The following is a 25588-nucleotide window of genomic DNA, read 5'->3' as shown; positions in this document are numbered from 1 at the left end:
CCCATGACCCAAGTGCTGGACCAGCCGGTGCGGGTCGCCGCGCGGCCCGCGGCCGAGCGCACCGCCCGCCGCCGGGCCCTGCTGGAGTGGATCGCGGTGCACTCCCTCGGCGTCGCCGCCGCGCTGTTCTTCGTCCTGCCGTTCGTGTTCGTGTTCCTCACCTCCCTGATGAGCGACAGCCAGGCCCTCAGCCGGGACCTGATCCCGCGCACCTGGGAATGGGGCAACTACCGGAAGGTCTTCGACACCCCCGGTTTCCTCATCTGGTGGAAGAACACGCTGCTGTACGCGGGCGCGGGAACGGTCCTCACCGTCGTCTCCTCGGTCCCCGTGGCGTACGCGCTCGCCAAGTTCCGCTTCCGCGGCCGCAACCTGGCGCTGATGCTGGTGATCTCGATGATGATGCTGCCGCCGCAGGTCGTCGTCATCCCGATGTACCTGTTCTGGGCGAAACAGCTGGACCTGTCCGGCTCGCTGTGGCCGCTGATCGTCCCGATGGCGTTCGGAGACGCGTTCTCCATCTTCCTGCTGCGGCAGTTCCTGACGACGATCCCGAACGAGTACCTGGACGCGGCGAAGGTCGACGGCTGCGGCGACCTCAGGACTCTGCTGCGGGTCGTCCTGCCGATGGCCCGGCCCGGCATCGCCGCCGTCGCCCTGTTCCAGTTCTTCTACGCCTGGAACGACTACTTCGGCCCGCAGATCTACGCCTCCGAGAACCCCGGTGCGTGGACGCTGAGTTACGGCCTGGAGTCCTTCAAGGGCGCGCACCACACCGACTGGAACCTCACCATGGCCGCCACCGTGCTGGTCATGGCGCCCGTGATCCTCGTGTTCTTCTTCGCGCAGAAGGCGTTCGTCGAGGGCGTCACGCTCACCGGAGTGAAGGGTTAACCGCATATGAAACTCACCGTGGTAGGGGGCGGCTCGACCTACACCCCCGAACTCGTCGACGGCTTCGCACGCCTGCGGGACACCCTGCCCGTCGAGGAACTGGTCCTCGTCGACCCGGCAGCCGAGCGGCTGGAACTGGTGGGCGGTCTGGCCCGCCGCATCCTCGCCAAGCAGGGCCACCCGGGGCGGGTGGTCACCACCGCCGACCTCGACGCCGGGGTGGACGGCGCCGACGCCGTGCTGCTCCAGCTGCGGGTGGGCGGGCAGGCGGCCCGCGAGCAGGACGAGACATGGCCGCTGGAGTGCGGCTGCGTCGGCCAGGAGACCACCGGCGCGGGCGGCCTCGCCAAGGCGCTGCGCACCGTCCCCGTCGTCCTCGACATCGCCGAACGGGTCCGGCGCGCCAACCCGCACGCCTGGATCATCGACTTCACCAACCCGGTCGGCATCGTCACCCGCGCCCTGCTCCAGGCCGGTCACAAGGCGGTCGGGCTGTGCAACGTGGCGATCGGGCTGCAGCGCAAGTTCGCCGCCCACCTCGGGCTCTCCCCCGCCGAGGTGCACCTGGACCACGTGGGCCTGAACCACCTCACCTGGGAGACCGGCGTACGCCTGGGCGGCCCCGAGGGCGAGGACGTGCTGCCCCGGCTGCTCGCCGAGCACGGCGACGCCGTCGCCGCCGACCTGCGCCTGCCCCGCCCGCTGCTGGACCGCCTCGGCGTCGTCCCGTCGTACTACCTGCGCTACTACTACGCCCACGACGAGGTCGTCGGCGAACTGCGCAGCAAGCCGTCCCGGGCGGCCGAGGTCGCCGCGATGGAGAGGCGACTGCTCGAGATGTACGGCGATCCGGCGCTGGACGAGAAGCCGGAGCTGCTGGCCAAGCGCGGCGGCGCCTACTACTCGGAGGCCGCCGTCGACCTCGCGGCGGCGCTGCTGGGCGGCGCGGGCAGCCCGTACCAGGTGGTGAACACCCTCAACAACGGCACGCTGCCCTTCCTGCCCGACGACGCGGTCATCGAGGTGCAGGCCGCGGTCGGCGGCAAGGGCGCCGCCCCGCTGCCCGTGCCGCGCCTGGACCCGCTGTACGCCGGCCTGATCGCCAACGTCACCGCGTACGAGGACCTGGCCCTGCGGGCGGCCCTGAAGGGCGGCCGCGACCGCGTCTTCCGGGCGCTGCTCGCCCACCCGCTGATCGGCCAGTACGCCTACGCGGACACCCTCACCGACCGGCTGATCGCACACAACCGGGAGCACCTTTCGTGGGCCTGACCGGGGGCGTCCTCGCCATCGACGCCGGCAACAGCAAGACCGACGTGGCAGTCGTCGCCGCGGACGGCACGGTGCTCGCCACGGCCCGCGGCGGCCCGTTCCGGCCGCCCGCGGTCGGCGTCCGGGCCGCGGTGGACACGCTCGCCGAGGCGGTCACGGAGGCGTACGCGCGTGCCGGGGTGAGCGCCGTGGAACATGTGGCCGCCTGCCTGGCCAACGCCGATCTGCCGGTGGAGGAGGAGCAGCTGGCGGCGGCCCTGCACGCGCGTGCGTGGGGTGCGTCCGTCGAGGTGCGCAACGACACCTTCGCGATCCTGCGGGCCGGCGTCGCCGAACCGCGCGGGGTGGCCGTGGTGTGCGGCGCCGGGATCAACTGCGTCGGCATGCGCCCCGACGGCCGCACCGCCCGCTTCCCGGCGATCGGCCGTATCTCCGGTGACTGGGGCGGTGGTTGGTTCCTGGCCGAGGAGGCGCTGTGGCACGCGGCGCGCGCGGAGGACGGGCGCGGCGGCCCCACCGAGCTGGCCCGCACCCTGCCCGCGCACTTCGGCCTGGACTCGATGTACGCGCTGATCGAGGCCCTGCACCTCGGGCGCGTCGAGCACACCCGGCGGCACGAGCTGACGCCGGTGCTGTTCGCCACCGCGGCGGCCGGCGACCCGGTGGCCCGGCGGATCGTCGACCGGCTCGCCGAGGAGATCACCACCATGGTGGTGGTCGCGCTGACCCGCCTGGACCTGCTGACGGAGGAGACCCCGGTACTGCTCGGCGGCGGGGTCCTCACCGCGGGGCACACCCGGCTCGACGACGGCGTACGGCAGCTGCTGGCGGAACGCGCGCCCAAGGCCGCACCGCGTGTGGTGCGGGAGCGGCCGGTGCTGGGGGCGGCGCTGCTGGGCCTGGACCGGCTGGGGGCGACGAGCGCGGCGCAGCAGCGGCTGCGGGCGCACTTCGCTCCCGGCGCGAGCCGAGCACGTCACGGGTGACACGTCGTCACCCGTGAGTGACGTCGGGGGAACCGATCCGGTTCCTCCGACGTATTCATGGGCAGGGGCAGTTCCGGCACGGGCAGGGGGGACATCCGGCGCCGGGCCGCGCACCACGCTGCGATCCGATCAAGATCGTGGCACGGCCGGTGCGGATACGGCCTCCGGCAGCGATACTTGCGGCGACGGATGACCATGGGGGAGGTCAGCAGTGACACACCCGCAGCGAAGCAGCGCGGCGCCACCGCCGGGCCCCGGCACGCCCACGATGCCGGTGATCCCCCCGCAGCCCGCCGTCCGCCCCACCGCGCCCCCGCCCGCCACGGGCGCCGGCTCCCCCGCGCCGGGCCGCCCCGCGCGCCGTACGGCGTTCGCCGAGGGCGTGGAGCGGCTGCGCGCCGCCGCCGTGACGGAACCGGGCCGGCTGCGCACCATCGGGGCCGTCCTCGCGCTGCTCGTCGTCGCGTTCGGCGCGGTCACGGCCTGGCAGGTCACCGAACGGGCGGCCGCCGCCGACGACGTCCTGCACAAGAGCCGGCCGCTGAGCGCCGCCGCGGCCGACATCTACCGCTCGCTCGCCGACGCCAACACCGCGGCCTCCAGCGGCTTCCTGGCCGGCGGCCAGGAGACCAAGGCGTCCCGCGACCGCTACGAGCGGGACATCCGCACGGCCGCCACCGGTCTGGTCACCGCCGCCGGCAGCTCCGACCCGGGCTCCCCGGCCGCCGCCACGATCACCAGGCTGAACCGGCTGCTGCCGGAGTACAAGGGCCTGGTGGAGCGCGCCCGCACCTACAACCGGCAGGGTTTCCCGGTGGGCGGCGCCTACCTGCGGTACGCCAACGAGAAGATGCAGCAGCAGATGCTCCCGGCCGCCGAGGACCTGTACACCAACGAGAACGAGCGTCTGAACGCCGACTACGCGGACGCCACGCCCTACCCCTGGGCGGCCATCGCCCTCGGTGTGCTGGCGCTGGCCGCCCTCGGCTGGGCCCAGCACCGGCACTACCGGCGCACCCACCGCGTCCTCAACCAGGGCCTGGTCGCCGCGACCACGGCGGCCGCCGTGGTGCTGCTGTGGCTGATCGTCGGCCACAGCGTCGCCCGCTCGGACCTGAACGACTCCCGTCTGAACGGCGTGCGCTCGCTGAACGTCCTGCAGGACGCCCGGATCGCCTCCCTGAAGGCCCGCGGCAACGAGAACCTCACGCTGGTGGCGCGCGGCGCGGAGACGACCAAGGACGGCAAGGACCTGTACGACACCTCCTTCCGGACGGACATGGCCGCCCTGGACAGGAGCCTGGCCGAGGCCGGCCGGCTCGCCGACGACACCGCGGGCGCGAAGCCGGTCACCGCGGCCGTCGGCAACATGAAGGAGTGGAACCGGCGCCATGACGCGGCCCGCGGCGAGGACGAGTCCGGCGAGTACGAGAAGGCGCTGGACGGTGTGATCGGCGCCAAGGGGGCCACCGGCGAGTGCTTCGACAGCGTCGACGCCAACCTGGCCGCGGCGCTGGCGCACGAGGAGAAGGAGTTCCGGCAGGCGGCCGGCGACGGTCTGGACGCGCTCGGCGGCCTGGCGTGGGGCGCCGCGGCCCTCGCCGTGCTGGGCGCGGCCGGCGCGGTCCTCGGCATCGGCCGCAGGCTGTCGGAGTACCGATGAGGAGCGCACGGGTGAAAGGGGGCGTGACGATGAGGCTGCGACACCTGCGGGCCGGACTGCGGGGCTGGGGCGGAGTCGGCGCGATGGCGGTCGTGTGCGCCCTGACGCTGGCCTGCGCGCTGCTGCTGCCCCTGACCCAGCGCGGCGGCGGGAGCGCCCCCGCGACGTACGGCGCCCCCAGGGTCGCCGTGGGCACCCAGGTGCGCGCCGAGACCTGCACGGCCCCCGAGAAGCAGACGCTGGCGCCCTCGGCGGCGGACGGGCCCACCATCGCCCGCATCAAGGCCAAGGGCAAACTGGTCGTCGGCGTCGACCAGAACAGCTACCGCTGGGGCTACCGCGACCCGAACAAGAAGGGCGCGCAGCTGGAGGGCTTCGACATCGACCTGGTGCACGCCATCGCCCGGGACCTGCTCGGCGACCCGAACGCCGTGCAGTTCAAGGCCATCCCGACCAACCAGCGCATCCAGGCGATCCAGGGCGGCGTCGTCGACATGGTCGTCCGCACGATGACGATCACCTGCAAGCGCCTGCAGGACGTCGCCTTCTCCGCCCCGTACTTCAAGACCGGCCAGCAGGTCCTCGCCCCCAAGGACTCGCCGATCACGGGCTACGACGGCACGCTCGCCGGCAAGAAGATCTGCACGGCGGCCGGTTCGACGGCGTACACGACGCTCGCGGACGACAAGAAGGCCGGCCGGCTGCCCGCCTCCGCGGACATCTCCACCACCGTCCCCAACCAGCTGGACTGCCTGGTCCGCCTCCAGCTCGGCGAGGTGGACGCGGTGGTCACCGACGGCGCGCTCGCCGCGAGCCAGGCCGCCCAGGACCCGACGGTCGAACTGAAGGGGAGCGCCTTCACCACCGAGTACTACGGCGTGGCGATGAAGAAGGACGCGGACGATCTGGTACGCCGGGTCAATCGCCTCCTGGTCGCCTACAGCGCGAGCGGCTGGCAGACGTCGTACGGCAGCTGGCTGTCGGCGACACTGGGCAGGGACGCGGCGACGTCCAGACCGCCCGCGCCGCAGTACCTGCGCACGAGCTGACGAGAGCACCGACACGAGCGGCAACGACCCACACAGCAGCGAGAGGTGATCGATGGGCGTCACGGACCCCGCCGGGCCGGTGATGGACCGGGACGAGGTGGACCGTGCGCTGGCGCGGCTCGGCCAGGAGCACGAGGCGATCGAGACGTCGCTGCTGGCCCTGCAGGACCACGCGGGCCGCAGGCTGCTGGAGGGCGCCGAACTGACCGGCGTCACCCACGAGCGCTGGATCGCCACGGAGGCGTCGATCACGCTGCTGTGGACGTACTTCGACGCCTACACGGCCGCGCTGCGCACCGCCCGCGAGATCCGCTCGCGGCGCCGCTGGTCCAGCCGCGAGGACCTGGTGGAGCTGACCGAGCTGCTGCGCGGCGAGTGCGTCACGGTGCCGGGAAGCGCCGGCGCGGCAGGCGGCCAGGGCGGTCCGGGCAGGCTGAGCGAGCACTACTCGCTGGTCGCGCTGGTGGACCGGATGAACGAGCTGTACGCGAGCAGCCTGGACATGGTGGTCGCCGCCGACGCGGTGTGGTCGGCGCTGCCCGCCCGCATCGATTTACTCGCCGCCGAACTCCAGCGCACCCGGCAGCTCGCCCACTCCGTCGGGGTGCGCCCCGGCGAGCACCCCTCCGGCGACGACCTGGAGCGCATCACGCGCACGCTGACGAAACTGCGCGAGCAGGTGGTCTCCGATCCGCTCGCGTACTGGGTTCCCGCGCAGGGCAGTTCGGCGCCCGGCGGCGGCCGCCCGGACACCACGGTCTACGACCGTGAGGCGCGCGCCCTGGACGAGGTGCGCCGGGAGATCGAGGCCGTGCTCACCGTCCGGCAGGACGCCGAGAAGCGGCTGGTGCGGCTGCGGGACGTGCTCTCGCGCGCCGACCGCACCCTCGCCGAGGCCCGCACCGCGCGCGGCGAGGTGCTGGCGAAGATCGCGGCCACCGAGGTGCCGGTGGTCAGCGGCCCGCCGACCGTGCTGCAGGAGCAGCTGGCCACGGCCGCCGAGTACCGCAGGCAGGCCCAGTGGCACCGGCTGTCACCGCTGCTGGAGTCGCTGGAGCAGCGGGCCGAGGACGAACTGCTGCGCGCCCGTGAGTCGTTGACCGCGGTCACCGCGCCGCTCGCCGTGCGCGCCGAGCTGCGCGGCCGCCTCGACGCGTACAAGGCGAAGGTGGCCCGGCACGGGCTGGCGGAGGACCCGCTGCTGATCGAGCGGTACGAGAAGGCCCGCCGCATGCTGTGGAGCGCGCCGTGCGATCTGCGCGTCGCCGAACAGGCCGTGCTGCGCTACCAGCAGGCGGCCGCCGAGGCACTCGCCGCACCGCGGGTGCCGGAGCAGCAGAGCCGGCCGGAGGACGTCAGGGGGGAGTCGTCATGAGCCGTGCGGGGCAGAGCTGCCAGCGTCCGGGCTGCGACGGGGCGTACGAGGACGTCGGCGGCGGCGAACTGTACTGCGACACCTGCGGACTTGCACCGGTCGTCTCCCCGACCGGCATGGTCGGCTCGGTGCCGACCGGGCTCACCGCGGGCGGCCGTGGCTCCGGGGGTTCGGCCGGTACGAGCGGGCGCAGCGCGCGGACGTCCTCGCAGTCGTCGAAGTCGCGGCGCTCGGTGTCCGGGCGGCTGTCGCGCTCACTGTCGGGCAAGTCGACGGGCCGTTCGGTGTCGGTGCGCAGTTCGGGTTCGAACGCGGCGTCCTCGGGCCGCTCCCGGCTCGGCGCGGGTCTGGTGCAGGTGCCGCCGATCCCGCGGCCCGACCCACGCGCCATGGTGCTGGACAACCCGGAGGTGCCCGAGCGCAAGCGGTTCTGCTCCCGCTCGGACTGCGGTGCGCCGGTCGGCCGGGCGCGCGGGGACCGGCCGGGCCGCACCGAGGGATTCTGCACCAAGTGCGGGCACCCGTATTCGTTCGTGCCGAAGCTGAAGGCCGGGGACGTGGTGCGCGGCCAGTACGAGGTCGTGGGCTGCCTGGCGCACGGCGGCCTGGGCTGGATCTACCTGGCCGTCGACCGGGCCGTCGCGGACCGGTGGGTGGTGCTCAAGGGCCTGCTGGACACCGGCGACCAGGACGCGATGGCCGCGGCGATCTCCGAGCGGCGGTTCCTGGCGGAGATCGAGCACGCCAACATCGTGCGGATCTACAACTTCGTCGAGCACCTCGACCAGCGCACCGGCTCCCTCGACGGCTACATCGTCATGGAGTACGTCGGCGGCAAGTCCCTGAAGGAGATCGCCAACTCCCGCCGCACGCCCGACGGCCGCCGCGACCCGCTGCCGGTGGAGCAGGCCTGCGCGTACGGCATCGAGGCGCTGGAGGCCCTCGGCCATCTGCACAGCCGCAACCTGCTGTACTGCGACTTCAAGGTCGACAACGCCATCCAGACCGAGGACGAGCTGAAGCTGATCGACATGGGCGCCGTGCGCCGCATGGACGACGAGGAGTCGGCGATCTACGGCACGATCGGCTACCAGGCGCCCGAGGTCGCCGACGTCGGCCCGTCCGTGGCGAGCGACCTGTACACGGTGGGCCGGACCCTGGCCGTGCTCACCTTCGACTTCCAGGGCTACACCACCGTCTACGCCGACTCGCTGCCCGACCCCGACACCATCGAGGTCTTCCGCCAGTACGAGTCCTTCTACCGGCTGCTGGTACGCGCCACCGACCCGGACCCGGCGCGCCGGTTCGCCTCCGCGCAGGAGATGGCCGAGCAGCTCACCGGGGTGCTGCGCGAGGTGGTGTCGCTGCAGTCGGGGCGGGCGCGGCCGGCGCTGTCGACGCTGTTCGGGCCGGAAGTGAAGGTCACGGACACGGAGTTGTTCCCGCGGCTGGACGGCGAGGTGTCCCGCCTGGGGGCGCGAGCGGTGCGCGGGCGGCGCAGAGCCGAGGGCGGGGCTCCTGCCCTCGCGGGGGCCGGTGGCGCAGGTGTCGTGGGTGCTGCCGGTGCCGGTGCTGTGGGTGCCTCGGGGGTTCCCGCGTCGCTGGTGCGGGCGGTGGACATCCGTGCGGCCGCGCTCGCCCTGCCCGTGCCGCACGTGGACTCCGCCGACCCCAACGCCGGTTTCCTGGCGGGCCTGATGACCTCCGCGCCCGCCGAGCTGCTCAACGCGCTCGCCGCCGCGCCTGCGCCCTCGGTGGAGACCCGGCTGCGGCAGGCGCGCGCCTGGCTGGAGAACGGCGACTTCGACGCGGCGCGCATGGCGCTGGCCAAGCTGGACGACGAACGGCCGGACGACTGGCGGGTGGTCTGGTACCGGGGGGTGGCCGCGCTGGTCACGGGCGACCACGAGGACGCCGCCCTCGCCTTCGACGCGGTCTACGACGCCTTCCCCGGCGAGATCGCGCCCAAGCTCGCGCTCGGCCTGTGCGCGGAGGTGCTGGGCCAGCTGGACAACGCCGCCGAGTACTACCGGCTGGTGTGGGCGAGCGACCCCAGCCATGTCAGCGCCGCCTTCGGTCTGGCCCGGGTGCGGCTCGCCTCGGGTAACCGCGCCGGCGCCGTCCACACGCTGGAGTCGGTGCCGGAGGCGTCCATCCATTACACGGCCGCCCGCGTGGCCGCGGTGCGGGCCCGGCTGCGCCGGCGCACGGCGAGCGCCGCGGACGGTGCGTTCCTGGACGATCTGACGGCCGCCGCCGCGCAGGTCGAGGCCCTTCAGGCGTACGGTCTGGACCCGGGGCGGCGCGAGCAGTTGGCCACCGAAGTGCTCGGATGCGCGCTGGACTGGATACTCTCCGGGGGCCAGGGCGGCACGCCGGCCGCCCGGCGAGTGCTGCTCGGCAGCGAACTGGACGAACGCGGGCTGCGCTTCGGACTCGAGCGCTCGTACCGCACGCTGGCCCGGCTCGCGCCCGGCGGCGAGGAGAGGATCGACCTGGTGGAACGTGCCAACCGTTACCGCCCCCGGACGTGGGTGTAGTTGATGTCCCAGATGCCCCAGCAGGCAGCCCTGTCGAACTGCCCGAGCTGCGCGGAACCGCTCGACTCGGGTGACCGCTTCTGCGGCGCGTGCGGATACGACCTGTCCGCCGTGCCGGCACCACCGCGGGACCACCCGACGATGGCGATGAACGGCTCGGCGCAACCGCAGGCCCCCGGCCAGGCGGCGCAGCCGGGCCCCGGCACGGCGACGGGGCAGGCCCCCGGCGGGGCGGAGCCCTGGCCGCACGCGGCCGAACCGGGCGGTTCGGACACCCCGGCGGCGGTGCACCTGCCGACGGATCTGCCGGGCACGGACTCGGGCGGCGGCGTACTCCCGGGTCCAACGCCGCAGATGCCACCCGCGGCCCCGCCCGCTCCCCCGGTGGTGCCCCCGCAGGCCGCTTCGGCATCACCGGCGGATCCCGCCGTGCCGTCGCAAGCGCCGGGCGCCGTACCGCCGCAGGCGCCCGCCGCTCCTGCCGCTCCCGCCCCGGGTGTTCGCTTCGACCGGCCGGACGAGCCCGACGAGTACGCGCTGCAGGCGCCCGACCCGCGCGCTGCCGCGGTGTCCGCTGCGGCCGCACCGGACACCTCGGTGTGCGTGGCGTGCCGGACGGGCCGGGTGGACAGCGACGGCTACTGCGAGAACTGCGGGCACGCCCAGCCCCGCGAACGCGACCACATGGAGCAGGAGTGCGGACCGGTGGCCGCCGTCAGCGACCGCGGGCTGCGCCACCACCGCAACGAGGACGCGTTCGCCGTCGCCACCACCGCGCTGCCCGACGGCTCACCGGTGTCCCTGGCGATCGTCTGCGACGGTGTGTCCTCCGCGACCCGCCCCGACGACGCGTCCCTGGCCGCGTCCCGCGCCGCCGGCGACGCGCTGCTGTCGGCGCTGCCGCGCGGCACGCACCCGCAGCAGGCGATGCACGAGGCGATCGTCGCCGCCTCGCAGGCGGTCAACGCCCTGGCCGACGAGCCGGAGACGGCCCGCGAGCACGCCCCGCACCAGAACGCGCCCGCCTGCACTCTGGTCGGCGCGGTGGTGACGAGCGGCCTGCTGGTCGTCGGCTGGGTCGGCGACAGCCGCGTCTACTGGGTGCCGGCCGACCGCAGCGCGCCCCCGGCCCGGCTCACCGAGGACGACTCCTGGGCCGCGCAGATGGTGGCCGCCGGGCTGATGAGCGAGGCGGAGGCGTACGCCGACGAGCGCGCCCACGCGATCACCGGCTGGCTCGGCGCGGACGCCTACGAACTGGAGCCGCACACCGCAAGCTACAAACCGGACCGGCCCGGCGTGGTCGTCGTCTGCACCGACGGGCTGTGGAACTACGCGGAGGCGGCTCAGGAGATGGCCGAGGCCGTCCCCCTCGATGCCGCCGTGCGTCCGCTGCACTGCGCGCAGGTCCTGGTCGGCCACGCCCTGGACGGCGGGGGCCACGACAACGTAACAGTGGCCGTCGTGCCGTTCCCCGCGCCGCCGCAAGGGGCAGGATCGGCCTGAGGCCCGCGCACGGCAGACCCGGGCCGGGCCTCGCACGGGGAAGCTCGCGGGCCGGAGGGGACCGGTCCGCGTCCGGTCCACACCCGCGAGGGTGGTTGAGGGGGATGCGAACAGGCATGGCCAATTTCTCGAAGTCAGCGGTGCCGCAGTTCTCTGTGGACGTGTACCAGAACGAGTACCTGCCGGAGGGCGGCCGCGAGGTCAACGCCATCGTCACGGTCACGGCGACGGGGGGCGGCACGATCGGCAGCGCGGTGAGCGCGCCGCATCTGTTCTCCGCCGGGCAGGGTCCGACCGCGGCGGTGGCGATCATGGTGGACTGCTCGGGGTCGATGGACTACCCGCCGACCAAGATGCGCAACGCGCGGGACGCCACGGCCGCCGCGATCGACACTCTGCGCGACGGGGTGCACTTCGCGGTGGTCGGCGGCACGCACGTCGCCAAGGAGGTCTACCCGGGCGGCGGGCGGCTCGCCGTCGCCGACGCCACCACCCGTGAGCAGGCCAAGCAGGCGCTGCGCCGGCTGAGCGCGGGCGGCGGCACGGCGATCGGCACCTGGCTGCGGCTCGCCGAGACGCTGCTGTCCTCGGCGGACGTCGCCATCCGGCACGGCATCCTGCTCACCGACGGCCGCAACGAGCACGAGTCGCCCGCCGATCTGAAGGCCGCCCTCGAGCACTGCGCCGGGCGGTTCACCTGTGACGCACGGGGCGTGGGCACCGACTGGGAAGTGAAAGAAGTCACAGGGATCGCCTCCGCGCTGCTCGGCACGGCCGACATCGTCGCCGATCCGGCGGGCCTGGCCGCCGACTTCACGCGGATGATGGAGACGGCGATGGGCAAGGAGGTCGCCGACGTCGCCCTGCGGGTGTGGACACCGGTCGGCACGACCATCAGGTTCGTCAAGCAAGTCGCGCCGACCGTCGAGGAGTTGACCGGCCGCCGTACCGAAGCGGCGCCGCGCGCCGGGGACTATCCGACGGGCTCCTGGGGCGACGAGTCCCGCGACTACCACCTGTGCGTCGAGGTCCCGGCCGCGCACATCGGCCAGGAGATGCTGGCCGCCCGTGTCTCGCTGGTCGTGCCGCAACCGGACGGCGGTGCGCAGAACCTGGGCGCGCAGGGCCTGGTACGGGCCGTGTGGACCGACGACATGGCTGCCTCCACCTCCCTCAACCCCCAGGTCGCCCACTACACCGGGCAGGCCGAACTGGCCCAGGTCATCCAGCAGGGGCTGGATCTTCGCAAAGCGGGCGATATGGATGGAGCAACGGCCAAACTGGGCCGGGCCGTTCAGCTCGCGAGTGCCTCCGGGAACGCGGATACTGCGAAACTGCTTGCGAAGGTGGTGGACGTGGTCGACGCGGCGACCGGTACTGTGCGACTGAAGGCGAAGGTCGCGGAGGCCGACGAGATGACGCTCGAAACCCGGTCGACGAAGACTGTTCGCGTGAAGAAGTGACGCGCCGAGGACCACTGAGGCGCACCGGGGACCACCGGCGACCACCGAAGAAGTGACCTAGCAGGAACGAAGGGACGCACCGACATGCCGACCTGCCCGAACGGACACCAGTCGGGTTCCGACGACTGGTGCGAGGTCTGCGGTCACCGCATGGCCGGTGCCGTACCTCCGCCGCCTCCCCCGCCGCCGCCGGGCGGTGGCTACGGCTTCCCGCCGCCCCCGCCGGGTGCGCAGCCGGGTGGCCAGCCCGGTGGCCAGCCGGGCGGGCGTCATCTGTCCGCCGTGCCGGAGCCCGAGCCGGAGCTGTGCCCGCAGTGCCGCACGCCGCGCGAGGGCGGGGCTCCGTTCTGCGAGGAGTGCCGGTGGAACTTCCTGACCAACACGGCGACCACGTACACCCCGGCCGCGCCGCCGCGCCCGTCGGCGCCGGGTGCGCCGTCGGCGCCGGGTGCGCCGCGCTTCCCGCAGGGTCCGGGGCCGTCCTTCGGTGGCGGTGACTCCTTCGACTACCAGAGCTCACGCCCGTCCCAGGTGAACCGCCCCGCCGAGCCGATCCCGCCGAGCCCGTACGGCGGCGAGCCGTCGGGTCCGGGCGGGACGGGTGGTCCCGGCGGCCCCGGTGGTCCCGGCGGCCCGTTCGGCGCGGGCGGTCCCGGTGGGCCCGCGGGTCCGGGCGGCCAGGGTGGCCCGGGTGGTCCCGGGGCGCCCGGCGGCCCCTTCGGCTCCGGTGGGCCCGGCGGTCCCGGTGGGCCTTCCGGCCCGGGCGGCCAGGGCGGTCCGTTCGGCGCGGGCGGTCCCGGTGGCCAGGGTGGCCCCGCTGGTCCCGGTGCGCCCGGCGGTCCCTTCGGTGCGGGTGGTCCCGGCGGTCCGGCAGGTGCCGGCGGCCCGGTGACGCAGGGCGGTCCCGGCGGTCCGAACGGTCCGGGTGCGCCCGGCGGCCCGAACGGTCCGGGTGCGCCCGGCGGTCCGAACGGCTCCGGCGCCCCCTTCCCCTTCGGCGGCGACCCGGCGCGTCCGGTGCCCCCGCCCCCCGGCCCCACCCCGCCCGCCGGTCCCGGTACGGCTCCGGGCGGTCAAGGCGGCCCGGGTGCTCCCGGCGCTCCCGGCGGCCCGCAGGGTTTGCAGCCTCCCGCGTTCCCGCAGGGCCGCGGCCCCTCCGCCCCGCCGGCTCCCCCGGCTCCGTCCGGACCGTCGTTCGGCGGCGGTGGCGACGACTGGGTGATCTCCCCGCCGTCCGGCCCCGCCACCGGCCCCGGCGGCCCCGCACCGTCCGGCCCGAACGGCCCCGGCGGCCCCAGTGGTCCCGGCGGCCCCAGTGGTCCCGGCGGCCCCAGTGGTCCCGGCGGCCCCGGTGGTTACGGCTACCCGCAGGCCGGTGCCACCCAGGCGCCGCCCGCGCCGAGCGGGCCGGGTGGCCCGGGCGGTGCGCAGCCCGGTGGTTACGGCTACCCGCAGCCCGGTGCCACCCAGGCACCCCCGGCGCCCGGGTTCCCGCAGCAGCCGCAGGGCCCGGCCACCTGGACGGCGACCATCGGCCCGGACCGCGAGTACTTCATGGCGATGATGCAGCGTTCCGGCCCGGAGGCCGCGGGGCTCAACCTGCCCGCGTACTCGCCGGAGCAGCAGCGCACCCTCACCGGCAACCAGGTCAGCATCGGCCGTCGCCGCCACTCCACCGGCGAGACCCCCGACATCGACCTGTCGGTGCCGCCGGAGGACCCGGGCGTCTCGCACCAGCACGCGGTGCTGGTGCAGCAGCCCGACGGCAGCTGGGCCGTCGTCGACCAGAACTCGACGAACGGGACGACGGTCAACGGCTCGGACGAGCCGATCCAGCCGTTCGTGCCGGTTCCGCTCCGCGACGGCGACCGGGTGCACGTGGGCGCCTGGACGACGATCACGGTCCGCCGGGGCTGAAGGTCCGCGGGAAGGCACGCCGGACCGGCTTGCCCGGTCCGGCTCCGGGAGGGGCCAGGCGTACGGCCCCTCCGGATCGTCCGGCCACGCGTACAGGCCGTCCCGTCCGCGGCCGGTCCTAAGTCCTCCGGCCTCGGTCGCCGCGTCTGAGACCATGGGAGGCGTGACAGAGATTCGGCGCGGCACGCTTCAGGAGCAGACGTTCTACGAGCAGGTCGGCGGGGAGGACACCTTCCGCCGGCTGGTGCACCGTTTCTACCAAGGGGTGGCGGAGGACCCGCTGCTGCGGCCGATGTACCCCGAGGAGGACCTCGGTCCGGCCGAGGAGCGGCTGGCGCTGTTCCTCATGCAGTACTGGGGCGGCCCCACCACGTACAGCGAGAACCGCGGCCACCCGCGGCTGCGGATGCGGCACGTCCCGTTCACCGTGGACAAGGCGGCGCACGACGCGTGGCTGCGGCACATGCGGGACGCCGTCGAGGAGCTCGGCCTGTCCGAGGAGCACGAGCGCACGCTGTGGAACTACCTCACCTACGCCGCGGCCTCGATGATCAACACCCCCGGCTGAGCCGAACCGCCCAGCACCCGCACACCGAGCCCCGTCCGGCCCTTCAGCGCCCGATGAGCCCCGCATTCCGGTCGTAGTACGCCGGATTCCGGTCACGATCCGGTCAAGCTGCGTTCACAACCGCTTACCCGCGTCCGGCCCCTCTGACAGCATCACCGAGAGGTCTGGACAACAACGGCGGGGGGCCGGTGGTGGCGGGGTTCGGGGGGCTTGCCGGGTTCGTGCTGCTGCGCGCCCGGGCGCACCGGCCGCTGCTCGCCGCCGCCCTGCTCACCGTCCTGCTCACCACGTCGGTCCTGGCCGGTCTGACCGCCTACGCCGGCGCGATCGGCGACGCCGCCCTGCGCCACTCCCTGGCCCAGCCCGCCCACGCCGCCGACGCCGCCCTGGTCGTCAAGGCGGACGTCCCCGCGGGCGGACGCGCCGCCGCCGACACCGCCGTACGCCGGGCGGCGCGCACCGCGTTCGACGGGCTGCCGGTGACCGTGCGGACCCTGGTGCGGTCCGGGCCGTACGCGCTGCCCCGTTCCGTGCAGCCGCCGGCCGAGCGGTCCGGCGACCCCGATCTGACGCATTTCGCGGCGCTGGACCCCTCCCAGGTGCGGCTCGTCGAGGGCCGCGCGCCCGGCGCGGGCCCCGGGGACGTCGAGGCCGCGCTGCCGCAGGCCGCAGCGCGCCGCCTGGGCCTGAGGCCCGGTGCCCGGCTCACGCTCGCCGACCGCTTCGGCGGCAAGGCGGTGACCGTGCGGATCACCGGCGTGTACCGGCCCGCGGACGCCGCCGCGCCGTACTGGCGGCTGGACGACGTCGGCGGGCGCGGCGTGAAGAAGACCGACTTCACCACCTACGGCCCGCTGCTGACCGACCCGCGGGTGCTGACCGGCGCCACGGTGAGCACCGGCCCGTCGGCGTGGGTGGTGACCGCCGACTTCTCCACGCTGACGACCAACCGGATCGACGCCCTGCGTTCCTCCGCGGCCCACGCCGGCGCCGCCGTGCGCTCCGCCCCGGCGCTCGCCGGCGCCACGACCGCGGTCACCTCGCTGCCCGGCGTCCTGGACGGGATCGAGCGCTCGCTGCTGGTCTCCCGCTCCACGCTGCTGATCGTTGCCCTTCTGCTCGCCCTGCTCGCGGCCTGCGCGCTGCTGCTGGTCGCCCGGCTGCTGAGCGCCGAACGGGCGGCCGAGACCCGGCTGCTGCTGGCCCGCGGCGCCTCCCGCGGCCGCCTCGCGGGTCTGGCCGCGCTCGAGGCACTGCTGCCGGCCGTGCCGGCGGCGCTGTGCGCGCCGCTGCTCGCCGGGCCGCTGACCCGGCTGCTGGCCGGGCAGGGGCCGCTGGCCCGGATCGGTCTGCGGCTGGACGTGCCCGCCACCGGCCGGCCGCAGGTGTGGCTGGTGGCCGCGGGTGTCGCCCTCGGCTGCGCGCTCGCCGTGACGGTGCCCGCGCTGTCCGCGAGCGACGGGCGCCCGGGCCGGGCGCGGGCGCTGCCCGGCGCGCTGCGGGCCGGTGCCGACCTGGGACTGCTGGCGATCGCGGGGCTCGCGTACTGGCAGCTCGCCACCCGCGCCGCCGTCGGCGGCGACCGCACCGGTGCCCTCGGCATCGACCCGCTGCTGGTCGCCGCGCCCGCGCTGGCGCTGCTCGCCGGGACCGTCCTCACGCTGCGGCTGCTGCCTCCGGTGGCCCGGCTCGCCGAGCGGCGCGCCACCGGTGGACGGGGGCTCGCGACCGCGCTGGCGGGCTGGCAGTTCAGCCGTCGTCCGATGCGCGGGGCCGGGCCGATGCTGCTGCTGGTGCTCGCCGTGGCGCTCGGCATGCTGGCCATCGGCCAGGGCGCCTCCTGGAACCGCTCGCAGCAGGACCAGGCCGACTTCCGGGCCGGTGCGCCGGTGCGGGTGACGGCCGCCGGGGACGCCGGCCCCGCGCGCACCGAGCAGCTCGCCGCCCTGCACGACGTCACCTCGGCCGCCCCCGCCGTACGCACCGCGCTGCCGCTGTCGGACAACCGCACCGCCACCGTCCTCGCCCTGGACACCGCGCACGCCGCCGGCACCCTGCTGCTGCGTGACGATCTCGCCGACCGTCCGGTACGGCCGCTGCTCGACGGGCTCGCGCCCGAGAGGCCGTCGGCCGGGGTGTCCGTCCCCGCCGGCACCGCCCGGCTGCGGCTGACCGCGACCCTGCACAGCTCCGACCCGGAAGGCGGCGCCGACGTGACGCTCGTCCTGGAGGATCGCTGGGGCGTGCCGTACCAGCTGCCGTCGGGGCGGCTGCCCGCCGACGGCCGCCCGCACCCGCTCAGCCCGGACCTCGGCGGCGCCCGCGGCCCGCTCACCCTCACCGGCGTCCAGCTCGTCATCGCCCAGCCCAGCGGCCGTGCCGAACAGCACCGGCTGACGCTGGACGCGCTGACCGCCACGGCCGCGGACGGTACCGGCCGGCGCCTGCCGCTGCCCACCGCGTGGACCGCCGTCTCCCGCGCCGACGGCACCGTCGCCGGCCCGGACGACAGCTCCCTGCCGTCCCGGCCGCGCCTCGCGTCCGCCTCCCCGGCCGCCCTCACCTACTCCACCGGTCATCTACCGGCCGGCGACCACTGGCTGTCCGGCGCGGTCACGGTCGTCATGCGCGTCGCGCAGCCGCCGGCCGCCGAGCTCACGGGCGTGGCGACGGACCGTTTCCTCGCCGCCACGGGCGCGCGGACCGGGCAGCGGGTGGACGCCGTCTTCGGCGGGCAGAGCGTGCCGGTGCGGATCGTGCGGACGGTACGGGAGCTGCCGACGACCGGGGACGCCGAGGGCGGCGGCGCCCTGCTGGTCGACCTGCGCGCCGTCGACCAGGTCCTCCAGGCCCGCCACGGCGCGAGCGTCACGCCCACCGAGTGGTGGCTGGACACCCGTGCCCCGGCCGAGGTGGCCGCCGCCGTGCGGGCCTGGCCGGACATCGACCCCTCGCAGGTCGTGGTGCGCGCGGAGATCGCCGAGGAGCTGCGGGACGACCCGTTCGGCGCCGGGCCCGAGGCCGCGTTCGCCGCGGCGGCCGCCGTCGCCGCCGCGCTGGCCGCGGTCGGCTTCGCGGTCAGCTCGGCCGGCGCGCTCAGGGAGCGCGACGCGGAGTTCGCGGTGCTGCGCGCGCTGGGCGCCCCGCGCCGCCGCCTGGCCCGCATGATCGCGGCCGAGCACGGGGTGCTGGTGGTGCTGGCGCTGGCCGTCGGCGCGGCGCTCGGCGCGGTGCTGACCCGCGCGGTGATTCCGCTGATCCTGCTCACCGCCGAGGCCGCCCGCCCGCTCCCGGGCGTCCTCGTCCAGTTGCCGGCCGGGCAGGTCGCCGTCCTGCTGGCCGCCGTCGCCGCCGTGCCGCTGGCCGTCTCCCTGCTCCTGTCGCTGCGCCGCGCGGACCCCGCGTCGGCGCTGCGGGAACAGGGAGGTGAGTGAGATGCTGGCGCTGCGTGCGACACCTCGCGTACCCGCCGTACCCGCGCCGTGGGTCCGCACCCGGCTGCGGGCTGCCCCGGCGGCCGCCTGCGCGCTGGCGCTGCTGGTGGCGCTGACGGCCGCGCTGGCCGCCGCCTTTCCGCGCGCCGTCGACCGCTACGAGGACGCCGGTCTCGCCCACGCCGTCGAACGGGCCACCCCCGGCCGCAGCACCCTGTGGGTGGCCGCCCCGGCGCCCGACGGCGCGTCCTCCGTGCAGGAACTCGAACAGTCGCTGCGGCCGGAGGTGCTGGCGGCACAGAACCGCAAGATCCTGGCCGCTCTGCGCGCTCCCCTGACCGTGGACGCCGACCAGTCGACGTACGGGGTGCGCACGTTCGAGGAGCTTGAGGTGCCGGACGCCTGGCTGCCGCGCCCGTACGGCCTGCCCGCGCGCGTGCTCCTCGCCACGCAGTCCGGCCTCGCCGGGCACGGCCGGCTGCACGCCGGCCGGCTGCCCCGCGCCACCGGCCGGGTGAGCGCGACGACCGCCGAAGTGGAGGGCGCCGTCACCACGGAGACGGCGAAGGCCCTGCGCGTGCAGGTGGGCCGCGTCCTGCACGTCCCGGCGGTCGGACGTCCCCCGCTCACCATTCGCATCACCGGGATCGTCGCACCGCGCACCCCCGACGGCGCCTACTGGTCCGCCGACAGCCTGCTGCGCAGCCCCACCCTCAAACCCGTGCCCGGCGGTGGCACCGACCCGCTGCGCTACTGGCTCGGCACCATCATGCTCCCGCCCGGCGCCGCCCCCGTCCTGCTCGGCACCGCCGGCGCCCCGCAGCGCTACTGGCGGTTCGCGCCCGACGCGGCCGCCCTGCACGGCCGGGACGTGGCGGCGCTGAAGTCCTCGGTCGCCGCCCTGGAGTCCGGGCCCGCCCTGCGCGAGATCCGTTCCGCCGTCGACCCGAACGCCGACGCCGACACCGACCTCGACACCGTCCTCACCTCCTACGACGGACTGCGCTCCGGTGTCTCGCCGCTCGTCGCGGTCGCCGCGTTCGGCACCGGTACGGTCGCCGCCGTCATCCTGGCCATGGCCGGGGGCCTCGCCGCCGACCGCCGCCGCACCGAACTGGCCCTGCTGCGCGCCCGTGGCGCCTCCCTGCGCGGGACGGCGGGACGTCTGCTCGCCGAGACGGCCGTGGTGGCGCTGCCGGCGGGGGCGCTCGGCCTGCTCGCCGCCCTCCTCGCCGTGCCCGGCGGCCGTCTGCTGCCCGCCGTGGCCGCGGCCCTCGCCGTCACCGTCGTCGCCTGCGCCGCGCTGCCGGTGCGCGCCGCGGCCGCGCACCGCGTGGTCCGCGTCCACTCCGGCCGCCAGGACGTGACGGCGCGGCGCCCCTCCCGGCGGCGTACGGTCGCCGAACTCACCGTGCTCGCGGGCGCGGCCGCCGCCGTGGAGACCCTGCGCCGGCAGGGCGGCGACGGCGGACAGCTGGTGTCCGCGGCGCCCGTGCTGGTCGCGGTGATCGCGGCGCTGGTCCTGGTGCGGCTGTATCCGTGGCCGCTGCGCCGGCTGGCCCGCCCGGCCGGGCGGCTGCGGGGTGTGGTCGCTCCGCTGTCCCTGGCCCGGGCCGGACGCTCCTCCGCCTCCGCCGTCCTTCCCCTGCTGGCGCTGCTGACCGCCCTGACCACGGCCGCGTTCGGCGGCTCGGTACTGGCCGGGGTGCGCGAGACCCGCGATCACGCGGCCCTGCTCGCCGTGGGCGCCGACGCCCGCGTCGAGGCGCAGACGACGACCGTGCTGCCGGCGGGCCTGGCCGACCGGGTGCGCCGCGTGCCGGGGGTGAGGGCGCTGACCGAGGTCAGCATCTCCTACCAGGCGACGGCCGCAGACAGCCCGGCCTCGGTGCCGGTCGCGGGCGTGGGCCCGGCCGACTACGCCGCGCTGACCGCCCGCACCGGCCTCGGCGCTCTCCCCGCGAGCGCGCTGCGTGCCCCCGCCGCGTCCCGCGCCGTCCTGCCCGCCCTCGCCTCCCCCGCCGTCGCCCGCACCTACGGCACCCGGCCCTTCCCGGTGCGCCTGGACGACGGCAGCACCATTACCGTGCGCATCACGCTCGTGAGGGAGCGGACCCCGGCCGTGCCCGGCGACCACTTCCTGGTCGTGGACCGGGCCGCGCTCACCCCCGAGGCCGCCCGTCCGGCCGCGCTGCTGCTGACCGGCGACCACATCGACGCCACGGCCCTGCGCCGCACGGCGGGCGGCACCACGGGTGTACAACTGCGGTCGGCGGTACGCGCCGGATACGTCGACTCCCCCCTGCAGTCCGGCGCGGAGGACGTCTATACGACGGCGGTCCTGGCCGGAGCCGGGTACGCCGTGCTCGCCCTGCTGCTGTCCCTGCTGCGCGCCGCGCCCGAACGCACCGCGCTGCTCGCCCGGCTGCGCACGATGGGCCTGACCCGGGCCCAGTCGCGCCGCCTGCTGATCCTGGAGTCCCTGCCGCAGGCCGTCCTCGCCACGGCGGGCGGCGCCCTGACGGCCTGGGCGGCGATCCGTCTGCTCGCCCCCGGCATCGACCTGACGTCGATCGCCCTGGCCGCCAACCCGTCCGCGGGCCCGCCCGCCGCCCTGCACACGGACGTCCTGTCTCTGACGGTCCCGGCGCTGGCGGTCCTGGCGGTGGCGGTCGGTGTCGCGGCGGCCCAGGCATGGTGGACGGGCCGCCGGGGGGCGGTACGCGAGCTGAGGGTGGGGGACGCGCGGTGAGGAACGGTGCCCTGCGCCGAAGCGGGGCTGAGGAAACGTGCCGCGTGCACCGAGGCTGCCGTACTCCGAAGACGTCCTCGCACTGTGGCGGCCGTACACCGAAGAACTCTCCGCGCCGGAGGTCCCGATGACAACCCATCCCACCCTCGCCGATCTGGCGACGAAGGCGGCGGCCGCCCGGGACACGCCCGCCTACGGCCATGACGCGCTGATCACCTGCGACCGCGTGGTGCGGATCTTCACCGCCGACGGCGTCGAGGTGCAGGCCCTCCAGGGCCTCGACCTCCTCGTGCGCGAGGGCGAACTCATGGCTCTCGTCGGCGCGTCCGGCAGCGGCAAGTCCACCCTGATGAACATCCTCGCCGGCCTGGACACCCCCACCGCCGGCGCCGCCCGCGTCGCCGGCCACGACCTGCTGGCCATGACCGCCAAGGACCGCCTGGCCTACCGCCGCGAGGTCGTCGGCTTCGTCTGGCAGCAGACGTCGCGCAACCTGCTGCCGTACCTCACCGCGGCGCAGAACGTCGCCCTTCCCCTCCAGCTGAGCGGCAACCGCGCCTACGCCCGCCGTCGCGCCCGCACCCAACGCGCGCTGGAGCTGCTGGAGTTGCTGGCCGTCGGCGACTGCCGCGACCGGCACCCGCACCAGATGTCCGGCGGGCAGCAGCAGCGCGTCGCCATCGCCGTGGCCCTGGCGAACGACCCGGCGGTGCTGCTCGCCGACGAACCCACCGGTGAACTGGACTCGCACACCGGGGAGCAGATCTTCGCCGCGTTCCGCACGGCGAACGAGCACCTGGGCACGACCATCGTGATCGTCACCCACGACCAGGCGGTCGCGAGCGAGGTCCGCCGCACGGTCGCCATCCGGGACGGCCGTACGTCCACGGAGGTGCTGCGCCGCAGCGAGGTCGACGCGACGACCGGCCACGAGACGGTGGTGGCGCGCGAGTACGCGATGCTGGACCGCGCCGGCCGCCTTCAGCTGCCCGCGGAGTACACGCGCACCCTGGGCATGCGGGACCGGGTGGCGCTGGAACTGGAGACCGACCACATCAGCGTGTGGCCGGACCAGGAGGAGGCGTGAGGGTGCGCGTCGGCGCACGCAAGGGGCCGTTGAGCGGGGGACGGTCAGCCGTGCTGGAGGTCAGCGGACGCTGACGCCGAGCGTGCGCTGACGCCGAGCCTGCGCTTCAGCGGACGCTGACGCCGAGGGCCCCGAGCCCGCCGAGCGCCCCGGCTCCGGTCCCGGTCGTGCGTACGGCGATCGACCCGTACGGCGTGCGCAGCCGCAGCCACGCCCCCGACGAGAAGAGCGCCGGCTGCTCCTCGGTCCCGCCGGGCCGCAGGAAGCCGAGGGACTGCGCGGCGTGGACGACGCGCACCGGCAGCCGGGTCTGTCCCACGGTGCGGGACCAGATGTCCCGTCCGATGAGGTCGAGTTCGGCGCGGGTGCGCCGGTCGGGCGCCAGTTCCTCGGTACGGGTGCGGAACTCCGCGACGACCGCGCCGACCAGGCCGCGCAGCTCGCTCACGGACGGCAGTCCCGGCTCGGGCCGCCAGCCGCCGCGCGGCGGCAGGACGCCCGCCCAGGGCGGGCCGGTCACCGCGGCGGGGACGGCGGCCGTGGCGCCCGCCTCGTCGACGGACTCCAGCAGCTCACCGGCGGAGACGGTGACGTCCAGGGTGACGTCGAGCCCGTTCTCGTAGGGCTTGGCCAGCCGTACCGCGCGGATGGCGAGCACCTCGAACGACGGCGGCCGCCCGAACACGGCCAGCGCGGTGCCCGCTGCCTGCAGGCGCACCGCGGCCGACCGGTCGTAGTGCAGCAGCCGGGAGAGGAAGGCGGCGAGGTCCGCCGCCTCCGTCTCGTCGGCGAGGTGCAGCACCGTCATGCGGCGACGGCCTCCTCGTCGGCGCCATCACCGGCGCCGTCGGTGTACCGGGTGAGGAACTCCCGTTCCTGGTCGGTGATCCGGCGCGGGCGCTGTGCCTCGAAGTCGAACGGGACGATCACGGTGGAGGCCCGTACGTAGACCGCGTCCGCGTCCTTCACCTCGTAGGAGACGGTGAAGGACGCGGCCCTGATCTCCGTGACCCACAGCTCCACGTCCACCGGCGTGGGCCGGTGGACGAGCTGCCGCTTGTAGTCGATCTCGTGGCGCGCCACCACCGACCCGTCCCGTGACTCCGCGTCCCGGAGGGACAGGAAGTCGATGCGGGCCTCCTCCAGGTAGCGGAGGAAGACGGCGTTGTTGACATGGCCGTAGGCGTCCATGTCCGACCAGCGCAGCGGGCAGGGGTAGATGTGCCGCAAGATCAGCCCCGGGTCAGCTTCTTGTAGGTGGCGCGGTGCGGACGCGCGGCGTCCGCGCCGAGCCGCTCGACCTTGTTCTTCTCGTAGGACTCGAAGTTGCCCTCGAACCAGAACCACTTGGAGTCACCCTCGTAGGCGAGGATGTGCGTCGCGACGCGGTCCAGGAACCACCGGTCGTGGGAGACGACGACGGCGCAGCCGGGGAACTCCAGCAGCGCGTTCTCCAGGCTGGACAGCGTCTCGACGTCCAGGTCGTTGGTGGGCTCGTCGAGGAGCAGCAGGTTGCCGCCCTGCTTGAGGGTGAGCGCGAGGTTCAGACGGTTGCGCTCACCGCCGGAGAGCACACCGGCCGGCTTCTGCTGGTCCGGGCCCTTGAAGCCGAACGCCGACACATACGCACGGCTCGGCATCTCGACCTGGCCGACGTTGATGTAGTCCAGGCCGTCGGAGACGACCTCCCACAGCGTCTTCTTCGGGTCGATGTTCTCGCGGCTCTGGTCGACGTAGGAGATCTGCACGGTCTCGCCGACCTTGATGGAACCGGAGTCCGGCTCCTCCAGGCCCTGGATCATCTTGAACAGCGTGGTCTTGCCGGCGCCGTTCGGGCCGATCACGCCGACGATGCCGTTGCGCGGCAGCGTGAAGGACAGGTTGTCGACGAGGACCTTCTCGCCGAAGGCCTTGTTGAGCTGGTCGACCTCGACGACGACGTTGCCCAGGCGGGGGCCCGGCGGGATCTGGATCTCCTCGAAGTCCAGCTTCCGCATCTTCTCGGCCTCGGCGGCCATCTCCTCGTACCGCGCGAGACGGGCCTTGGACTTGGCCTGGCGCCCCTTGGCGTTGGAGCGGACCCACTCCAGTTCTTCCTTCAGGCGCTTGGCGCGCTTGGCGTCCTTCTGCCCCTCGACCTTGAGTCGGGTCTGCTTGGTCTCCAGGTACTTGGAGTAGTTGCCCTCGTAGCCGTGCAGACGGCCGCGGTCGACCTCGCAGATCCAGCCGGCGACGTTGTCCAGGAAGTACCGGTCGTGGGTGACGGCGACGACGGTGCCCGGGTACTTGGCGAGGTGCTGCTCCAGCCAGTTCACCGACTCGGCGTCGAGATGGTTGGTGGGCTCGTCGAGCAGCAGCAGGTCGGGCTGCTGCAGCAGGAGCTTGCACAGTGCGACGCGGCGGCGCTCACCACCGGAGAGGTTGGTCACGGGCCAGTCGCCGGGCGGGCAGCCCAGGGCGTCCATGGCCTGCTCGAGCTGGGCGTCCAGGTCCCAGGCCTCGGCGTGGTCCAGCTCCTCCTGGAGCTTGCCCATCTCCTCCAGCAGCGCGTCGGAGTAGTCGGTCGCCATGAGCTCGGCGATCTCGTTGAACCGGTCGAGCTTGCCCTTGATCTCGGCGACACCCTCCTGGACGTTCTCCAGGACGGTCTTGTCCTCGGTCAGCGGCGGCTCCTGCAGCAGGATGCCGACGTTATAACCGGGCGCGAGGAAGGCGTCGCCGTTCGACGGCTGCTCCAGCCCGGCCATGATCTTCAGGATCGTCGACTTACCGGCACCGTTCGGGCCGACAACACCGATCTTTGCGCCAGGCAGGAAGTTCAGGGAGACGTCGTCAAGGATCACCTTGTCGCCGTGCGCCTTGCGCGCCTTGCGCATGGTGTAGATGTACTCAGCCAAGAGAAACCGTCCGGCAGCTTGAATCTGGCAGTGGGCAGATACACCCCATCTTGCCTGACCGCCACCCCTGGGGGGAAACGCGTTCGCCCGGGGGGCTGTGACCTGGGGTTTCCTTGCGGCCCAGCCTGGACTCGCCGGTCGCCACCGGTCGTCGGCGCCTTGCCTCGGGCACCTTCGCACGGCTC

General features: G+C 74.6%; 17 protein-coding genes. 14 read left to right on the top strand and 3 right to left on the bottom strand.

Annotated features, from left to right (window positions below; translation table 11 throughout):
• Positions 1-3: 3 nt before the first annotated feature.
• From ACZ64A_RS26520 to ACZ64A_RS26455, 14 genes are all read left to right on the top strand, one after another.
• Positions 4-894: a carbohydrate ABC transporter permease gene (locus ACZ64A_RS26520; protein ID WP_469813704.1), complete on the top strand. Its 891-nt coding sequence runs from the start codon at positions 4-6 to the stop codon at positions 892-894.
• Between the two features lie 6 nt (positions 895-900).
• Complete coding sequence (locus ACZ64A_RS26515) at positions 901-2166, top strand: 6-phospho-beta-glucosidase (protein WP_469813702.1); 1266 nt, start codon at positions 901-903, stop codon at positions 2164-2166.
• On the top strand, positions 2157-3152 hold the full coding sequence (locus tag ACZ64A_RS26510; protein WP_469813700.1) for an N-acetylglucosamine kinase: 996 nt from the start codon (positions 2157-2159) through the stop codon (positions 3150-3152). Before ACZ64A_RS26515 ends, ACZ64A_RS26510 begins: the two co-directional genes overlap by 10 nt.
• 268 nt (positions 3153-3420) lie before the next feature.
• The gene (locus ACZ64A_RS26505) at positions 3421-4815 is read left to right on the top strand and encodes a hypothetical protein (RefSeq protein ID WP_469813768.1); all 1395 of its coding nucleotides are present in this window, start codon (positions 3421-3423) and stop codon (positions 4813-4815) included.
• Positions 4816-4844: 29 nt separating this feature from the next.
• Positions 4845-5864 carry a glutamate ABC transporter substrate-binding protein gene (locus tag ACZ64A_RS26500; RefSeq protein WP_469813698.1) on the top strand — a complete coding sequence of 340 codons (1020 nt, stop codon included), beginning with the start codon at positions 4845-4847 and terminating at the stop codon, positions 5862-5864.
• Positions 5865-5916: 52 nt separating this feature from the next.
• Positions 5917-7239 (top strand): hypothetical protein, encoded by a 1323-nt coding sequence (locus tag ACZ64A_RS26495; protein ID WP_469813696.1) that lies wholly within the window; start codon positions 5917-5919, stop codon positions 7237-7239.
• A complete protein-coding gene (locus ACZ64A_RS26490) occupies positions 7236-9779 on the top strand; it encodes a serine/threonine-protein kinase (protein ID WP_469813694.1) in 2544 nt (847 codons plus the stop codon). Before ACZ64A_RS26495 ends, ACZ64A_RS26490 begins: the two co-directional genes overlap by 4 nt.
• A gap of 3 nt (positions 9780-9782) precedes the next feature.
• A complete protein-coding gene (locus tag ACZ64A_RS26485; RefSeq protein ID WP_469813692.1) occupies positions 9783-11285 on the top strand; it encodes a PP2C family serine/threonine-protein phosphatase in 1503 nt (500 codons plus the stop codon).
• Positions 11286-11401: 116 nt separating this feature from the next.
• Entirely contained in the window at positions 11402-12748 is a 1347-nt protein-coding gene (locus ACZ64A_RS26480) for a vWA domain-containing protein (RefSeq protein WP_469813767.1), read from the top strand.
• Between the two features lie 84 nt (positions 12749-12832).
• A complete protein-coding gene (locus ACZ64A_RS26475) occupies positions 12833-14665 on the top strand; it encodes an FHA domain-containing protein (protein ID WP_469813690.1) in 1833 nt (610 codons plus the stop codon).
• 154 nt (positions 14666-14819) lie between these two features.
• Complete coding sequence (locus tag ACZ64A_RS26470) at positions 14820-15233, top strand: globin (RefSeq protein ID WP_469813688.1); 414 nt, start codon at positions 14820-14822, stop codon at positions 15231-15233.
• Positions 15234-15424: 191 nt separating this feature from the next.
• Complete coding sequence (locus ACZ64A_RS26465; RefSeq protein ID WP_469813686.1) at positions 15425-18667, top strand: FtsX-like permease family protein; 3243 nt, start codon at positions 15425-15427, stop codon at positions 18665-18667.
• 1 nt (position 18668) lies between these two features.
• The gene (locus ACZ64A_RS26460) at positions 18669-21419 is read left to right on the top strand and encodes an FtsX-like permease family protein (RefSeq protein WP_469813766.1); all 2751 of its coding nucleotides are present in this window, start codon (positions 18669-18671) and stop codon (positions 21417-21419) included.
• Between the two features lie 127 nt (positions 21420-21546).
• A complete protein-coding gene (locus ACZ64A_RS26455) occupies positions 21547-22506 on the top strand; it encodes an ABC transporter ATP-binding protein (RefSeq protein ID WP_469813685.1) in 960 nt (319 codons plus the stop codon).
• A gap of 106 nt (positions 22507-22612) precedes the next feature.
• Here the strand turns inward: ACZ64A_RS26455 and ACZ64A_RS26450 are convergent, their stop codons facing one another.
• From ACZ64A_RS26450 to ettA, 3 genes are read right to left on the bottom strand one after another with little or no spacing between them, the layout of a single operon-like run.
• Positions 22613-23314: a DUF8010 domain-containing protein gene (locus ACZ64A_RS26450; protein ID WP_469813683.1), complete on the bottom strand. Its 702-nt coding sequence runs from the start codon at positions 23312-23314 to the stop codon at positions 22613-22615.
• Positions 23311-23736, bottom strand: a complete 426-nt coding sequence (locus ACZ64A_RS26445) for an acyl-CoA thioesterase (protein ID WP_469813681.1) — start codon at positions 23734-23736, stop codon at positions 23311-23313. Before ACZ64A_RS26445 ends, ACZ64A_RS26450 begins: the two co-directional genes overlap by 4 nt.
• A gap of 2 nt (positions 23737-23738) precedes the next feature.
• On the bottom strand, positions 23739-25403 hold the full coding sequence (gene ettA, locus ACZ64A_RS26440) for an energy-dependent translational throttle protein EttA (RefSeq protein WP_469813679.1): 1665 nt from the start codon (positions 25401-25403) through the stop codon (positions 23739-23741).
• Positions 25404-25588 lie beyond the last annotated feature (185 nt).

Source organism: Streptomyces sp. NPDC104814 (genome assembly GCF_055583185.1).
The sequence above is the reverse complement of the archived record's forward strand: the minus strand, read 5'-3'. Positions and strand labels throughout refer to the sequence as shown.

Excerpts from the sequence above, each read along its gene's own strand:
- ACZ64A_RS26450 (WP_469813683.1), bottom strand. The coding sequence starts at position 23,314 with ATGACGGTGCTGCACCTCGCCGACGAGACGGAGGCGGCGGACCTCGCC.
- ACZ64A_RS26505 (WP_469813768.1), top strand. The coding sequence starts at position 3,421 with ATGCCGGTGATCCCCCCGCAGCCCGCCGTCCGCCCCACCGCGCCCCCG.
- ACZ64A_RS26495 (WP_469813696.1), top strand. The coding sequence starts at position 5,917 with ATGGGCGTCACGGACCCCGCCGGGCCGGTGATGGACCGGGACGAGGTG.
- ACZ64A_RS26520 (WP_469813704.1), top strand. The coding sequence starts at position 4 with ATGACCCAAGTGCTGGACCAGCCGGTGCGGGTCGCCGCGCGGCCCGCG.
- ACZ64A_RS26455 (WP_469813685.1), top strand. The coding sequence starts at position 21,547 with ATGACAACCCATCCCACCCTCGCCGATCTGGCGACGAAGGCGGCGGCC.
- ACZ64A_RS26460 (WP_469813766.1), top strand. The coding sequence starts at position 18,669 with ATGCTGGCGCTGCGTGCGACACCTCGCGTACCCGCCGTACCCGCGCCG.
- ACZ64A_RS26475 (WP_469813690.1), top strand. The coding sequence starts at position 12,833 with ATGCCGACCTGCCCGAACGGACACCAGTCGGGTTCCGACGACTGGTGC.
- ACZ64A_RS26500 (WP_469813698.1), top strand. The coding sequence starts at position 4,845 with ATGAGGCTGCGACACCTGCGGGCCGGACTGCGGGGCTGGGGCGGAGTC.
- ACZ64A_RS26485 (WP_469813692.1), top strand. The coding sequence starts at position 9,783 with ATGTCCCAGATGCCCCAGCAGGCAGCCCTGTCGAACTGCCCGAGCTGC.
- ACZ64A_RS26490 (WP_469813694.1), top strand. The coding sequence starts at position 7,236 with ATGAGCCGTGCGGGGCAGAGCTGCCAGCGTCCGGGCTGCGACGGGGCG.
- ACZ64A_RS26515 (WP_469813702.1), top strand. The coding sequence starts at position 901 with ATGAAACTCACCGTGGTAGGGGGCGGCTCGACCTACACCCCCGAACTC.
- ACZ64A_RS26470 (WP_469813688.1), top strand. The coding sequence starts at position 14,820 with ATGGGAGGCGTGACAGAGATTCGGCGCGGCACGCTTCAGGAGCAGACG.
- ACZ64A_RS26480 (WP_469813767.1), top strand. The coding sequence starts at position 11,402 with ATGGCCAATTTCTCGAAGTCAGCGGTGCCGCAGTTCTCTGTGGACGTG.